17 protein-coding genes are annotated in these 13,248 nt (G+C 58.6%); 1 reads left to right on the top strand and 16 read right to left on the bottom strand.

Features of this window, described 5'->3' with window-relative positions; genetic code table 11:
* Nucleotides 1–285: 285 nt before the first annotated feature.
* The 3 genes from FHP89_RS01950 to FHP89_RS01940 all read right to left on the bottom strand — a co-directional run bounded on the left by FHP89_RS01950 (nt 286) and on the right by FHP89_RS01940 (nt 3,733).
* Nucleotides 286–1,884, bottom strand: a complete 1,599-nt coding sequence (locus tag FHP89_RS01950) for a DUF3987 domain-containing protein (protein WP_144176990.1) — start codon at nt 1,882–1,884, stop codon at nt 286–288.
* Between the two features lie 10 nt (nt 1,885–1,894).
* Nucleotides 1,895–2,134: a helix-turn-helix transcriptional regulator gene (locus FHP89_RS01945; RefSeq protein WP_144176986.1), complete on the bottom strand. Its 240-nt coding sequence runs from the start codon at nt 2,132–2,134 to the stop codon at nt 1,895–1,897.
* A gap of 300 nt (nt 2,135–2,434) precedes the next feature.
* A complete protein-coding gene (locus tag FHP89_RS01940) occupies nt 2,435–3,733 on the bottom strand; it encodes a tyrosine-type recombinase/integrase (RefSeq protein WP_144176984.1) in 1,299 nt (432 codons plus the stop codon).
* 370 nt (nt 3,734–4,103) lie between these two features.
* On the opposite strand from FHP89_RS01940, the gene FHP89_RS01935 reads away from it, so the two are divergent.
* Complete coding sequence (locus FHP89_RS01935) at nt 4,104–5,030, top strand: putative phage abortive infection protein (protein ID WP_144176982.1); 927 nt, start codon at nt 4,104–4,106, stop codon at nt 5,028–5,030.
* Between the two features lie 92 nt (nt 5,031–5,122).
* Here the strand turns inward: FHP89_RS01935 and FHP89_RS01930 are convergent, their stop codons facing one another.
* The 13 genes from FHP89_RS01930 to FHP89_RS01870 form a co-directional block, all read right to left on the bottom strand.
* Nucleotides 5,123–5,869 carry a hypothetical protein gene (locus tag FHP89_RS01930; RefSeq protein ID WP_144176980.1) on the bottom strand — a complete coding sequence of 249 codons (747 nt, stop codon included), beginning with the start codon at nt 5,867–5,869 and terminating at the stop codon, nt 5,123–5,125.
* The gene (locus tag FHP89_RS01925) at nt 5,862–6,152 is read right to left on the bottom strand and encodes a hypothetical protein (protein WP_144176978.1); all 291 of its coding nucleotides are present in this window, start codon (nt 6,150–6,152) and stop codon (nt 5,862–5,864) included. The genes FHP89_RS01930 and FHP89_RS01925 overlap by 8 nt, the downstream gene beginning before the upstream one ends.
* Nucleotides 6,149–6,397, bottom strand: coding sequence for a hypothetical protein (locus FHP89_RS01920; RefSeq protein WP_144176976.1), 249 nt, complete (start codon nt 6,395–6,397; stop codon nt 6,149–6,151). Before FHP89_RS01920 ends, FHP89_RS01925 begins: the two co-directional genes overlap by 4 nt.
* Before the next feature lie 67 nt (nt 6,398–6,464).
* Nucleotides 6,465–7,094, bottom strand: coding sequence for a hypothetical protein (locus FHP89_RS01915; RefSeq protein ID WP_144176974.1), 630 nt, complete (start codon nt 7,092–7,094; stop codon nt 6,465–6,467).
* Nucleotides 7,095–7,205: 111 nt separating this feature from the next.
* Nucleotides 7,206–7,802, bottom strand: a complete 597-nt coding sequence (locus FHP89_RS01910; protein WP_186300280.1) for a hypothetical protein — start codon at nt 7,800–7,802, stop codon at nt 7,206–7,208.
* Nucleotide 7,803: 1 nt separating this feature from the next.
* Nucleotides 7,804–8,097: a helix-turn-helix domain-containing protein gene (locus FHP89_RS01905; RefSeq protein ID WP_144176972.1), complete on the bottom strand. Its 294-nt coding sequence runs from the start codon at nt 8,095–8,097 to the stop codon at nt 7,804–7,806.
* Nucleotides 8,098–8,108: 11 nt separating this feature from the next.
* Complete coding sequence (locus tag FHP89_RS01900; protein WP_144176970.1) at nt 8,109–8,321, bottom strand: helix-turn-helix transcriptional regulator; 213 nt, start codon at nt 8,319–8,321, stop codon at nt 8,109–8,111.
* An 86-nt stretch (nt 8,322–8,407) separates the two neighbouring features.
* Nucleotides 8,408–8,836: a hypothetical protein gene (locus tag FHP89_RS01895; RefSeq protein WP_144176968.1), complete on the bottom strand. Its 429-nt coding sequence runs from the start codon at nt 8,834–8,836 to the stop codon at nt 8,408–8,410.
* Nucleotides 8,837–8,938: 102 nt separating this feature from the next.
* Entirely contained in the window at nt 8,939–9,373 is a 435-nt protein-coding gene (locus FHP89_RS01890; RefSeq protein WP_144176966.1) for a hypothetical protein, read from the bottom strand.
* Entirely contained in the window at nt 9,370–9,564 is a 195-nt protein-coding gene (locus FHP89_RS01885; protein WP_144176964.1) for a hypothetical protein, read from the bottom strand. The genes FHP89_RS01890 and FHP89_RS01885 overlap by 4 nt, the downstream gene beginning before the upstream one ends.
* Entirely contained in the window at nt 9,561–10,802 is a 1,242-nt protein-coding gene (locus tag FHP89_RS01880) for a tyrosine-type recombinase/integrase (protein WP_144176962.1), read from the bottom strand. Before FHP89_RS01880 ends, FHP89_RS01885 begins: the two co-directional genes overlap by 4 nt.
* Nucleotides 10,803–11,085: 283 nt before the next feature.
* Nucleotides 11,086–11,562 carry a DUF302 domain-containing protein gene (locus FHP89_RS01875; RefSeq protein ID WP_144176960.1) on the bottom strand — a complete coding sequence of 159 codons (477 nt, stop codon included), beginning with the start codon at nt 11,560–11,562 and terminating at the stop codon, nt 11,086–11,088.
* A 96-nt stretch (nt 11,563–11,658) separates the two neighbouring features.
* Nucleotides 11,659–12,831: a porin gene (locus tag FHP89_RS01870; protein WP_144176953.1), complete on the bottom strand. Its 1,173-nt coding sequence runs from the start codon at nt 12,829–12,831 to the stop codon at nt 11,659–11,661.
* Between the last annotated feature and the right edge of the window lie 417 nt (nt 12,832–13,248).

The raw sequence follows: 13,248 nt of genomic DNA, 5'->3' as shown, positions 1-13,248 counted from the left end.
GGCGTTGGCTGGCTATGGTTTGGCTGGCACTGGAAAAAATAGCGTAATAGCGTAATAGCCAAGCCCACCCATCCTCACCCCTTTTCTCGCACAAACTGACAATTTAAGTACCTTTGGCTATTACGCTATTTTTTTTATTTTTTTACTTAAAACCCTTGCTGCGCTTGGGTTTGCGGCAATAGCCCGATCTTGCTATCGCAGGCTACTTCTAGCCCGATCTTCCCGCCACATCCGATGGAAGGTAGGCTAGTTGCGCTATTGAGGCGCTACTAGCCTATGTGGTTGTCATTTGCTTTTCACCTTGGCGGCCTCCATGAATTTATCTGTCCAGTCCCTTGTGACTGCCGGTTTCTCGTATCCCGGCAATTCCACGATGGCATAAGCCTTTGAGTGCTTTTCGAACTTCTCCGTCATCTGCAATTTCGACACCTCGCTAATGACGCCGCAGTTAATCAGCGCGTTGATTGTTTGCTGTAATGCCACCGTAGATTTCATCGGGTGCTTTTCAAACGCCGATACACGCTGCGTCCTGTTTTGAAGCCAGTTATATGGAACGATGCCGTTACGTTTCATCGGCTCAATGTGCTTCCATGTGTCCGGCAGATCGTGGGTCAGGTATTCGAGAAGCAGTGCCAGAACCTTGTTTTGCCGAACGTCGTCGCCATCGCCAATATCGCCGCCGTTCAGACGCTTGGAAAACAGAGCGATGTCCCGCCGAACAAGGTCAATCGCCCATTTCGCATGGTCTGCGGTTATCCAGGGGTTCAGGCAGTTGTCGGCGACCGCCAGCAGAGCGGCAATGCGAAGCGCCTTGAGGTGCGCCCGGTTCCACATCTGTCGGCGGGATTCGTCGTCTCCTGCCTTCCGTATGTTGCTGTCGCACTCAGCCTCGAATGCAGTTAGCATCTGTTCCGCGTCAGGTGAAAAATACACATCCTGATACTGATTACGAAGCTCATGCTGTACGGCCTGCATGACGATGTCAGAGAGGTGAATGATGTAGTTCTCTGGCGGCACCAGTTGCGGGCAAGGGTTCTTGTCCGGCCTGTCGCCTTCGTAAGCAATAACCGTGAAGCGTGACATGAACCCGTCAGCCATCACGTCTTGAGTAATTGCGTCGTAGAAAGTGCCGGGGGTGGTTTCGCCAACCAAGCTATACGCAATACCTGCATGGGCGTTTGCGTTCTTCTCCTTGTCACTGTATGAAATACCGCCCGCAATCGACTGCGGCCCAGACTTGGCATACAGGTTCGTGAGTACGTTTCGAAGCGAGTTTTCCGGTCCTTCCTTCGCTTTTGCCATCTTCGCAAACTTGTGGCCAAACTCACCCGCGACATTCACGAAGCAGCTATTCTCAGCAATCGCCTTCACCAGCGCGGGGCCGGATGCAAAGTCAGTGAAGCTCACGAACCGCGCTGCGTCAGGTGCCTTCTTCGACGCTGCCATGACTAGCGCCCCGATCCCGGTAAGCATCGCCTCTTTGCCTATCGCAGAACGAGCAACCAAGATGAGGTAGAGGTTAAGCCCCGTATTGGAAATGACCCATCGACGACCACATATTCCAGCGAGCAGCCCAAGCGCCCCGACAATCGCAACCTCTGCGACCGGGCGCGGTGCTGAGTGGTAGATAAAGCTCGCCAAGGCACCCGCAAACCCCGGAGGCCATGCGATATGGTCGGGCTGCTGGGCGACAGGGGCGAAGATCGGCATGGTGCCGCCGTACTGGTATTGATCGCTACCGTCGTCCTGCTGTGCGCCCAAATTGTCAAAGCCCTGCGCGGCGAGGTTTCCTAAACTAGCCCCTAGTCCATTCAGGGGGCTGGTTTCGTCCTTAACCGGCAGGGTGTTGCGACCCTCGCCGGTTTTTTCTTGATCGTGTGACATGTCGTTCCCCTCAAGCGTGCTGGGCTTGTTGCGGGAGGTTCATGTATTGGCTGGTATTGGAGCAGGTGCGCTCCTGAATCCATGCCATCACTTCGGCTTCGTCGTAGCGAATGGCGTCTTGCTTGCGCGGCCCCATTTTCAGGAAGCGCGGGCCTTTACCCTTGCCCCTCCAAATTTCCAGCGTGTTGGGAAGGATGCCAAGTAGTTCGGCGGTTTCGGCGTTGGTGAGCAGTTTGCGTGCGGCAGTCATTTGGGCAAGTCCTAAGACGTGCCTTGCCGATGCGGTGTATCTGGTAGTGCAGCAGCAAGGCGAGCTTGCCGTGGAATTATTTGAGGGTCACTCAGCCCACTTACGGGTTCGGGCGGTGTCTGGTTCCTTGGGGGGCTTTCACCCTTAGCTCACCAGCTCTCGGCTCTGGAATTTTCCTCGCGGGAGCGCCCCAGTGCGGCGCTTCCCCGAATTACATTGCGTATTCGGGTTGCAACTGAACGCAACTGTACGCGATGAATCATCGGCCATGCAAGCGCCGCCCGCTTTAGTTTCGTCAAACTATGCGGGGGCGGTTTCCTCAATAACCACGCTGGCAGCGGCCTTACCCTGCGCCTCGATCCAGTCGCCTATGCGCTGCACCTCCGGGAGTAGGTATTGCAGGCGCTGCTTCGGTAGGTAATGAGTGGCGGTTACACCTTTAAGGACGTGATTCGTCAGCAGTTCCAGCTTGGAAAGATCAACGCCGCAGTTCTGGAAGCCTATGGCGACAAATGTACGGCGCAGATCGTGAGGCGCGATTTTGGTGCCCGCGGCTTCGCTGACCTTGCCCATCGTGTCGCGGGGGTCTTTGATGTGGCCTGCCTTACCCCAACTGGTGAAAACGAACGGGCTACCCTTCACGCGCTGGCGGCCCTTGAGCAGTTCAAAGGCTTGCGACGACAGCGGCAACCACACAGGGTTCTTGTTCTTGGGGTCAGGTATGTGCCACCAGCCCTCGTCAAAATTGACCCTGTCCCAAGTGAGCGCGGATGCCTCGCCAATGCGTGCGCCGGTCAGCAGCAAGAACATGACAAGGTCAATGCTGGCAAGGGTGTCGCGGTTGTATGCCTCGGCGCGGGATGTGGTCAGCATGTGCCAGACCGCCCCGACCTTGCTCTCGCCGATATTAGTCATACGGGGCTGCAACTTCACCCAGTCGTCCTTCAGTGCTTTGACTGGGTTAAGGGTAATCAGAGGCGCACCGTTGCTCTGTTTGTACCTACGACCCGCGAAATTGATTAAGGCGCGAAGGACGGAAAATGCTTGGTTCGCCTGTCCGGGGGCTGGTGCCTTGCCTCGCAGACCCTTCGTGAGCATTTCCCTATAACGATCACGGCACATGTCCTCGGTAATGGCGGTGATAGGTTTGTCTGCCCATGCCTCAAAGGTGGTAGCCACATGGCGTTCAATCTCGCCCTTGCTGCTCTCCTTGAGCTTGCCGGGTCGGGCGACGTAGGCGTCGGCAACCTTCCGCAACGTGACCTCGGACACTTCCTGCTTTCTGCGTTCCTCGCGGGGGTCAATGCCCGCTTGCATTGCGTTGAGCAGGTGCTTTGCACCCGGCCTCACTATCTCGATTGAGTTGTCTGGGGTTTTTCGTGTATCGCCGTTCCGTGCAAGATCAACTGTCCAGACACCATAAGGCCCAATGGTGATGCCCACCTGCTCGCCTTTTACCCTACCCATGACGACAAAGACCTTCTTTCCCGCAGCCGTGACGCGCAGACCGAAGCCTTTAAGCTGGTCGTCCCAATAGACCTTGTTGCCCTTCGCGGGTAGCGGAACTTTGTCGATGAATTCCTTTGTCAGCCGTGTCATTTTCCTTCTCCAAGACGTGTTTTTAACGTATGTTTAACATCATGGGTAAAGGTACGACAGGTTACACCAAACACGCAAGCGGACTAAATCGTTGATTTGTATAGGTGTGTATGGCTAAACAAAGTAGGGTAAAGTACGGCTACGCCAAACTTGAAAACCGGCATACCGAAAGGTATCCAGGGTTCGAATCCCTGAGCTTCCGCCAATAACCCGCCAAACCCCTTGTGGTTGTTGAGGGTTCTGGTGTCACCCCAATGGCACCCGCCAAAAAACCCGCCAAACGGGCGAGTGCTTAACTCGCTGTTGAGTCGGACGCGCCGGTCTCCCATATGACATAATCGCCTCATTTTTCACGAGATGAGACAAGTCGATGATGTCGGAGACAGGTGAGAGCGCCGAGCGGTCGATCATTGAGCATGAGTCCAAGCTGCCCGGACTACTGGCCGGAATTCTTCTCGTTGCGGCGGTCCTTGCGGTCTTAGCTGTCGGCTTCTACGTTCTCCGTTTTTACGACGCCCCTATTTCCGGCGACCCCGCTGCGTGGGGTCAGCTAGGCGACTACCTTGGCGGCGTTCTGAACCCTGCGTTTTCGTTCTTTGCACTTCTTGGCCTGTTGATGACTTTGGCCATGCAGGCAAAAGAATTGAGGTTGTCGCGGGAGGTCGCCAAGGCTTCACAGAAGGCGCTTGAACTGTCGCAGATTGAGATGGCGAACTCGGCTCGGGCGCTTGAGCAACAGAATAGGGCGATTGACCGGCAGAGGTTCGAGCAAACTTTTTTTGCTTGGCTACTGCACTCACGCGCCCTCTTCGATTCAGCAAAAGAAAAGATGAATCTCGACTTGGAGGTCATTCGACTCGTCAAAGAGGCCAATATTCAGCAATGGTTCCGTAAAGAAAACCCCAACGAGCCTCCTGTTTTTCAGCCAAGAGAAGGCTTGGCGTCAGAGCAAGCTAAAAGCTATGAGCGTGACTTCAAAGTTTGGTTTGCCTATGCGAGTCGATACCAATCAGCACATACAGGGCTCTTCGGTCCTGCGCTGCGTTCTCTGTCAGAGCTGTTTGTTTGGCTCGGCGAGACAGACGGAGAAAATTTGGATGCAGCAAGATACGTAAGAATTGTATTGAGCCAGCTTTCAGAGTACGAATTGCTGGCACTTTTCATTTCTTATCAACTGGCTGTCGTGTCGCTCACAGAGCATGAAGTAGAAAACTATCAAATATTCAGGAATCTAGATCCGGATAGGTATCCTGCGCTAGATACCATCGCTAATTCGGGACGCTTGACGTGGGGCTGATGGATGCCGGCGTCCCATTCAGCGAATGCTGTTTTTTTGGCCGGAAACGCGACACGCCGTCTTTTTGCTAGCGGGGTAGGCCGGAGTGGTTGTCACCCGGTTTCATGTGGCGGTATTTTGGTCTTCGTGCTGACAAAGGCCCGCGCCAGCCCTGTTGCTTCCGATTCCGGCTGTGTTCGTGCGTACCGTTCAAGCCAGTCCGTATCTTTTCCTAGCTCGACTACCTGAGCGATGGCGGCTTTCACCGATAGCACCTCGCCCTCGGCTCGCCATGCGTCCCTCTCTGATTCGTCTTTCAGCCGGTAGCCGGCGGATCGATGCCGGGCCGCGATACGGTCGGCCTCTGTGAGTCGATACGAATACTCGCAGTCGTCGCGGCGCCCCGGAATCTCCAAGTCCGCGATGTGTTGGATGGCTTGAAGGACAGGCCACGGCCCGACGCCGTCCGGTTTTCCTGCGTGCTCCGCATACCGCGTCGGCGGCAGATAGGGCGATAGTTTCCGCTTGTCTCGGAATCGTTGCGCCCATGTTTCGACTACATCAGCCGCTGGCGCCAGAGTCCCGAAGGTTTCGAGTATCGCGGCGAACTCGCACAGCGCAATGAACGCTGTGACTCTGCCCTCGATCCAAAATTCATCCTCCACTTGGTCTATCCAGCGGTCGCCATTCTTCTCAAGCAACAAGCGGGCATCGGCTTCGGTAACGGGTTGCTCAGGATGCTCCGCAAGGCGCTTTATTGTCGCGTTGAGGGCTGCGGCGATGGCAGGCGAGCAAGTGGGCAGGGGCGTGCCGTATGTTGCCTCCAAAGAGGCCACACGGCGGGCGATGTCTTTACTCATTGGTTCGCGCCTCCAACGCGGTGATGCGGTCCTCTAGGTCGGTCTGGACGGTCAGGTCGGCAATCTGGCGCAAAAGGTAGGCGAGACGCGTCGCGTCCTGCGGCTCAAGTTTCCCGGCGCGGGCCTCCCGATACACCTTGCCAAGTTCCGTCTTGATGTCGCGCAGCGTGTGCAGTTTGATCGGTGGCACTCTGCGCTTGGCCGGCGTACTTTCAGGAGGTATCGAATCGACGATTTCGCCAACTGCCACGGAAGTTACGGGGGCTGTATTTTTCACGCTCACGCGCCATCCTTTGCCTTTGCGCGGGCTTTTCGGACTGCCAGCGTTTTCTCAACAGAGGCAAGCGTTTGGGCCGCTCTGGCGTTGATCTCGCGGTGTTCCTCGGGAGTGAATTTTTCGGGGTTCAGCGCAGCGTCGCAACTGCGAACAGCCACCTCCCATAGTCTTTGACTGGCCTTGCCTGCGGCGACTCGTGCTTGGGCGTGACGCCGGTATTCCTTGAGTTTTGCAATTTCGTTGTCTGTCATTTTCTGTCCTTCGAGGTGATGCCCGGCAAGGTCGGAGACCAATCCCCCCGCCGGGCGGTGCTGCGAGTTACGCAAGGCCGATTTCGTCGGCGATGCGCTGTTTGTTTTGGAAGATGCGGTGCGGCCTATCTCCGCGAATCGTTGAATTGAAATAGCGCCGCGCGTCCTCGCAGCCTTGAAGGGCGAATTTCTGGTCGGCCAGCACTGCGGCGCACGCCATGACTTCAACGGCGGCGGCTTCGGCGGCCTCGGTCAGTTCAATGTGCTTTTGGTTGGCGGCTTTTGCGAGATTTCCCACCGCCTCAAGTTGGGCTTCGCGCCTGTCGTCCTGAAGGCGTTGCAGGTGCTCCGCCGCGCTGCGGTGGTTGTCAGTCAGCTTTTCGCACATGGCGTTCAGTACCGCGATGCGCTGGCGCTTGGCGGGCAGGTCGGCTGCGGTGGTCTCAAGCTCATCAAAATGCGCCTGTGCGGCGCTCACGTCCTCTGCACTGGCTTCGCCAAGCTCGACGCCTGCCTGCGCTGTCACAAGCGCGTTTTCGGCCTCCTTGCGCGCGATTTCGGCGGCCTCGGTATCGGCAATCAGTTGGTCGCGTTCAGCAGTGACAGTCCGCAGTCGCTCGATCAGGCTGTTGGCGTTGTCCTGGCCTTTGGCGATGGCGCGGTCAAGGGCGCCGGTGGTGTCTGTTTGTTTGTTCATGCTGCCTCCAAATTCTGTGGATAGATGGCTACTTTAGATAGGTGACCCGCTGCGGAACGGAGCTATGGGCCAAAACAGGGGGTTTCGTACCGTGGCGGAACGAAAAGCCGCCTACGGGCCTTGAGCAAGGGCGGGTTTGTTCCGTGGCGGAACAAAGTTCTGGATTTCGTTCCGCAGCGGGTCATCAGAATTTTTTTTCTGGCCCCGCTTCGTCGCGTCATTCATGGCCTTTCTTGCTTGTTCGTCGATCTTGAGGCGGGCGCGGCGCCACACGGCCGGGCTTGCCTCGGTAGGCGGCTGGAGGTGTTCGCGCTCCGACCCTTTCCAATCATTTTGCGTGTAGGCGCTCGGCGTCACTTCCAACTTCCGCAAGTCGCAATCCAGCGGATAGAGGGTGCAAGCCCAGAGAGTGCAATCTAGTCGTGTGCCTTTGCGGGTTTTGCACAACAGGCCGGCGCTTTCCAATTCGCAAACCGCTGCGTGCAGCGTGGCGCGAGAATTCCAGCCTCGGACCGCCATTGCCTTGGGGGCGAGGCTGATATCTCCGTTTCGGCCCGCATTCGGTCCAAGCGCCACCCACACAGTCAGCAACAGCTTTGCCGCGTGCGGACTCAGTTCGGCACAGGCGCGGCTGCGCAGGAATTCGATGGGAACGGGAAGCCACGGCCCCTCGCAAGCGATGCCGTGTTTCTTGCGGTCGCGGCCCACGCTACTGGCGCTCGCTGAGGGTGTATTCGGCCACGACCGCAGGGCGTCCATCACGACAGCGAACAGTCACGCGGCGGCTGTTGATCTGCCAGCCTTGGCCTCGCAGGGTGTAGACCACAGCAGCCAGCCGGGACGTTCCGAAGCGCGCCCACGCATCGCCGGGGGTCAGTTGTTCGCCGGCGCGCAGCGCGCTCAACACAAGTGCGCGAACAGACGACGAACGCGGGTTAAAATCGGGGGTGTGTTTGAAGTTGCTCGGCTCTTTCTTGAGGGCCGGGCTATTTTTTTGTGCCATGTCGCCGCCCCTTATCCCTTGGCGGCAAGGCGTTCTGCTTGCCAGCGGGCAATCTCGTCGGCATCCCAAGCGACGCTATTGGGGCCGATTCGGTGGGCCTTCGGAAAAGTGCCGGCTGCCATGTCGCGGTAGATAGTGCTGCGACTCTTGGCCGTAGCTTCTGCGACGGAAGGCAACCGAAGGAAGCGGCGTACGCGCTGTTCGGTGTTTTCTGCTTGGGACACGTTTCACCCCCTTGGGTGTTGTTGGGACGTGAGCCAAGTATTGCCGTTGCCGCAGCGTCAATGCCGACGCATCATCGGGGTTTAATTCAGTCGAGTAGGCCGGCTTTTTTCAGGTGGCGGCGGATGTTGTCGCGGTGGGGCGCGTTCTCATATTTCCTGTCGAGCTCCTCCTCCACCTTTCGGGCAAGGTCGCGCTTTGGAGTTGTTGGGCGTAGTTGGCGCCCGACGCCCACAATAATATTTGACGGAACGTCGCCCGAGTTCAGGCGATGTGTCGGGAGATTCACCAGACGTTGATACGGCCCCTTCCTGCGATCAAGGGCATCGTCATACTGCGTGCGGGTTGGGCGGCGCCCACGGCCCCTGTACGGCGCCGTTTTGGGGTGCCCAAGGTAGATCGGCTTCGTGATGAACTCGATAGCATCTTGCTTGCTTAGTAGCCTGCCGCCGTTCGTATGGGTCGCGTTAATAGCGGCGAGTGCGTCCGCGAGGCCTTCATCGTCCGGGTCGGTCATTTCGCCTCCAGCGAAAGAAAAAGCGGGTATTTATGTGGGTATCTTTTTGGGAGCTTGCTCACAACTGCCGCTAACAGCGTGACTTTCGGCCCCTGATGCTGCTTATCGACCATAAGCAGCATGGGGTTTTGGCCTCGCTTGCAGTAGCGCATGGGCCGTTTCGCAGTCAGCTTCCAGACTCTCGGAGCACTCGCGCGCCAGTTGCTCGATTTGATCGGCAAGCACCTTGACTGCCGCGCTGCGTGTTTGCTGGCGAATCGCGTGGGCCAATTGCGAAATGGTTGCCATGTCCTCCACAGCGCACACCTCCAGCCCGTCGAGAACTCCACCAATTGACGGCGGAGAGGCTTCGCGCGCAAGCGTTACGCCCGCTTGAATGTTGGTGAGTGCGTGCTTCGCCATCCACTCAGCGGCAACAGCGCGCGGGTCACTCGAGCGACGCATGGCCTGTTCAAGCTGTTCTCGCTGTTCAGGCGAAAGGCTCATTACAAAAGCCACCAGCGCGGCCTCTGCGGGGTTTTCAGGGGTTGTGTTCATGGCGTTGCCTCCAGATGTCCGCCAGTGACAACAAAAACCCACCCGTCGCGTCCTGTGCGCTTTTGAATAGTGACTGACGCCTCTTTTTCGCTGTGGGCGAGGGCGCACAGCGCGGCGTCGATTGCGACGCGAGCGGCCCCGCTGATGGGGTGGTGTTGCGTGCGCTTGGCGATGAATTCTTCGTCGATCATGCGGCACCCTTTTTGCGTCGAAGTGGGACCACGTCGCCCCCCGTTGCCTTCTTGGCGCAAAACCGCGCCCAGTCATCCATTAGGCGGCGGCGTTTCTGCAATAGGGTTCCGCGTGCATAGGCGGCTTCGGCCTTGTCGGGCAGTTGGTGCGCTAGGGCGTGCTCAATGACCTCGCGCGGGTGTCCGGTCGTCTCTCCCGCCCAGTCGCGGAAGGTGCTGCGGAAGCCGTGCGGGACGCACTCTGCATTCATTCGCTTGGTGACGGCCAGCAGAGTTGCATCGCTCAGCGGCTTGCCTCTCAGGCCTACAAAAACTAGATTGGATTCAGCGAACCGAGGCAGGGCGCGTAACAGTTGAACAGCGGCATCCGACAGCGGAATTGCGTGCTCTTTGCCGGCCTTCATGCGCGATGATGGAACTGTCCAGATGCGGCGCTCAAGGTCGATTTCGTCCCATGTGGCGCCCCGAATCTCGTTTGACCGCGCGGCGGTCAGGATGGCGAACTCAAGTGCGCGGGCGCCCATTCCTTCGCGGGCGCGCAGGTCCGCCATGAAGGCGGTGATGTCGTGATACGGGAGGGCGGGGTGGTGCCGCACTGCTTTGACCTTCGCCGGTTTGGCTAGCAGGCAGTCGAGATTGCCGCGCCACACAGCGGGGTTTTCCCCTGTTCGAAATTTCTTTGCCTTGGCCCAACTCATAACAAGCTCAATGCGCGAACGCACCCGGCTTGCTGTTTCGGTTTTGATGGGCCAGATGGGCGTGAGGATTTTTAGAACATCGTCTGTGGTGATGTCCTGAACTGGCATGCGGCCAATGACCGGGCTGGCGTACGTGTTCAGGGTGTTGCGCCATTGCTGCGCGTGCTTCGCGTTGCGCCAGCCGGCGGCGTGGGCCTCAATGTACTGTGATGCGCACCAGTCGAAGGTCTTGCGGCGTGCCTTCTCCGCTTTGTCTGCGGCTCGCTCGGCGGCGCGTTTATCCACCGGGTCGATACCCTTTGCGATGTTTCCGCGCTGTTCTTTGGCGCGGTCTCGTGCGTCCTTTAGCAAAACGGCGGGGTAGCCGCCTAGACCCATCTCCCGACGCTTTCCGCCGATTGAATACCTGAGCACCCATGTTCTGCGACCGGAAGGCAGTACTTGCAAATACAGCCCCGGTTCTCCGCCGACTGCATGCATTCCGGGGGCGGAAATCTTTCTGACCTCTCTGTCAGCGAGCGGACCCACCTTTTTCGGCATTTTTCACCTCCACTGCTGGCTGCACCCGCCAACACACCCGCCATAAAAATTGAGCTTTAATGATACGTGGTGGCACGGTGCGAAGCAATTGTCGAGGCTAAGCTACTGATTTGGTAGCATAAAAATGAATGTAGTGGAATGTGATGATTCTATAGTTCGGCGGACTGAGCTTCCGCCAATATTCTTGTATAACGCGGCCTTGAGCCGCGTTTTGCGTCAACAGGCACGGCTTCGGTCTTATTCAGCATGGGGGCGTCATGCATCGGGCGTGGCTGATGGCGCGCTAATTTGGCGGTGGAAAGTTCTGCTGCACGCGGCCGACGATGCGATTGAGCACATCCAGCCCCGCCAGAGCGCCGGGGCTTTGCCCGCCCGGCGGATGGAAGAGGATATGTACGGGATGCCCCGGTTCCTCCACTAATTGATAAAGCGCGATGGTGAGCGGGCAGTAGGCAATGCGTTCGGGCGCTTCGCTGACCAGTAGCGCGGCAACTTGAATGCTGCAGAACGCGAAGACTTCGGCGTGGCGATAGGGGGTGGCGCCATGGTGCAGGTCGGCGTCGGTGCGTGCGAGCATCTCGCCAAAGTTGCTGACTGACGCAACGCGCAGGCCTTCGTCGATGATGGCGTCGGTGACGGCGATGCGCGCCGTAGTGTAGTCGCTGGTGTTGAGGCGTTGATGGACGATATCGTCGGCGTGGGCGACCGGCATCAGGTTCAGGGCCAGTGCGATGGCGAGGGCGGTGACGAATCGGGGCATGGGCGCCTCCCGGGGGATGTGACCGGATTCTACCGTTAAAAAAAACGGCGCCCGAAGGCGCCGCGCAAGTCGAGGGAGACTGTCTTTTTCGTGCTCCTAGAAAAAGACGATGCCCCCGAGGGAGATGGTGCGGGTCTTCAGGTCGCCGTTGCCGCCCGAGTTGATGGCGTCGGGGCCGCTGGACTTTTCCTGGTTGATTTCGCCAACCAGGGTGATGTACTTGTTGAGCGTGTGATAGATGCCCAGCGTGGTGCCGCGGAACTTGTTACTGCCGGTCAGCGTGCCGCCCTTGTCCTTGTTCTCGCCGTAGTTCAGACCGACCTTGGTGGCGCCGAACTTGTAGGTGCCTTGCAGGAAGTAGCCCGAGCTGTCGGTTTCACCGTAGGGCGAATGGAACAGTGCGCCGACGGTCGACAGGCCGAGGCCCTTGCCGTTGAAGCCATAAGCCAGTGCTTCGAATTGGCCAAAGGCCATCTTGGCGCCCAGTTCGAAACCACGGGCACTGAAGGTGTTGGTGTTGCTCAAACCTTCATCGGTGTCCTGATGGATCAGGCCGCCCCAGACCGAGCCCGGGTTGCTGCCGGTCCAGTCGTAGCTGGCGATGGCTTGCAGACCCGGTGTGGAGGTCTCACCGCTGCCGATGAAATCGCTCGGCTGGAAGATGCCGACCGAGGCCGAGAAGCCGCTCATGTTCGGCGTGGTGTAGGTGATCTGCGGCTGGAAGCCGGTGTACATGTAGCCGTGGGCGATCATGCCGAAGGTGGTGTTGTACGGGATCGACGCGCCGGTGGTGCCGCCCAGGCCAAGCAGGGTCATGTCGGACAGAATGACTTTCTGCGCGAACAGACCGATGTCGCGACCGATCTTGACCGTACCCATGTTCTCGTTGCCGAACTGGAAGTACAGGTTGCGGGTGTCGATCTGCGAGTACGGGTCCTGGCGGCCGCTTCCGCTCTTGCTGATCGGCAGACCGACCACGCTGGAGTCGTTGTTCAGGCCCGGGGCAAAGCCCACGTGCGCCTTGATGTCCAGTCCTTCAGCCTTGGTGGTGAACACGAAGTTGATCCAGCCCGGCAGCAGGCCGTTGGTGATGCCCGAGTTGTTGACCTTGCCGCGGTCGTCTTCAGTGGTGCGGAAGGCGTAGAAACCGTTGACCGTGGTGTTGATGTCCAGCGTCTTGTCGCCGTCGGTAAAGCTGACGGCGCCGGCACCGCCTGACGCGGCGATGAGGGCCACGCCGATGGCGCGGGCGATGAGCGTTTTTTGCATGTGTTTGTCTCCAATGCATGGTCTTTATGGAATGTCCGCGCCAGATGCGCAGTCGCCTCCCTGTGACGGATGTGCTCCACCGTCGTCACGGCGCAAGTCATAGGTCGCGATCTTCGTGCCCGCGGGGCGCACAAGGCCTTCAAGGCGAGGCGGAGTGGGCGCAAAGCGCGCTCCGATGCGGCTTCCGGCCAAGCGCGCATGCCGGCGGGATTCGGGGCGGCGATGCGTGGGCTGTACAGCGAATGGACAGTGTTGTTGCGCGATGGGGCAGGTGCCCGGTGCCCAAGGTGGTCTGTGCCATCACGGCCGACCGTCTGCATCGACCGGACCCTCCCGCGTGTTGCGTGGCCGTGTCGCGGCGGGGGTGACTTGCCCGGCCTTGTGCGCCGGCGGTAAGGTGGGTCACCCAAGGCCACC

It is taken from the genome of Denitromonas ohlonensis (assembly GCF_007625205.1).
Classification (GTDB): Bacteria; Pseudomonadota; Gammaproteobacteria; order Burkholderiales; family Rhodocyclaceae; genus Nitrogeniibacter; species Nitrogeniibacter ohlonensis.
The sequence above is the reverse complement of the archived record's forward strand: the minus strand, read 5'-3'. Positions and strand labels throughout refer to the sequence as shown.

What these genes read in the sequence shown, in the direction of transcription:
- FHP89_RS01950 (WP_144176990.1), bottom strand. Translation starts at nt 1,884, where the DNA reads ATGTCACACGATCAAGAAAAAACCGGCGAGGGTCGCAACACCCTGCCG.
- FHP89_RS01945 (WP_144176986.1), bottom strand. Translation starts at nt 2,134, where the DNA reads ATGACTGCCGCACGCAAACTGCTCACCAACGCCGAAACCGCCGAACTA.
- FHP89_RS01940 (WP_144176984.1), bottom strand. Translation starts at nt 3,733, where the DNA reads ATGACACGGCTGACAAAGGAATTCATCGACAAAGTTCCGCTACCCGCG.
- FHP89_RS01935 (WP_144176982.1), top strand. Translation starts at nt 4,104, where the DNA reads ATGATGTCGGAGACAGGTGAGAGCGCCGAGCGGTCGATCATTGAGCAT.
- FHP89_RS01930 (WP_144176980.1), bottom strand. Translation starts at nt 5,869, where the DNA reads ATGAGTAAAGACATCGCCCGCCGTGTGGCCTCTTTGGAGGCAACATAC.
- FHP89_RS01920 (WP_144176976.1), bottom strand. Translation starts at nt 6,397, where the DNA reads ATGACAGACAACGAAATTGCAAAACTCAAGGAATACCGGCGTCACGCC.
- FHP89_RS01915 (WP_144176974.1), bottom strand. Translation starts at nt 7,094, where the DNA reads ATGAACAAACAAACAGACACCACCGGCGCCCTTGACCGCGCCATCGCC.
- FHP89_RS01905 (WP_144176972.1), bottom strand. Translation starts at nt 8,097, where the DNA reads ATGGCACAAAAAAATAGCCCGGCCCTCAAGAAAGAGCCGAGCAACTTC.
- FHP89_RS01895 (WP_144176968.1), bottom strand. Translation starts at nt 8,836, where the DNA reads ATGACCGACCCGGACGATGAAGGCCTCGCGGACGCACTCGCCGCTATT.
- FHP89_RS01890 (WP_144176966.1), bottom strand. Translation starts at nt 9,373, where the DNA reads ATGAACACAACCCCTGAAAACCCCGCAGAGGCCGCGCTGGTGGCTTTT.
- FHP89_RS01885 (WP_144176964.1), bottom strand. Translation starts at nt 9,564, where the DNA reads ATGATCGACGAAGAATTCATCGCCAAGCGCACGCAACACCACCCCATC.
- FHP89_RS01880 (WP_144176962.1), bottom strand. Translation starts at nt 10,802, where the DNA reads ATGCCGAAAAAGGTGGGTCCGCTCGCTGACAGAGAGGTCAGAAAGATT.
- FHP89_RS01875 (WP_144176960.1), bottom strand. Translation starts at nt 11,562, where the DNA reads ATGCCCCGATTCGTCACCGCCCTCGCCATCGCACTGGCCCTGAACCTG.
- FHP89_RS01870 (WP_144176953.1), bottom strand. Translation starts at nt 12,831, where the DNA reads ATGCAAAAAACGCTCATCGCCCGCGCCATCGGCGTGGCCCTCATCGCC.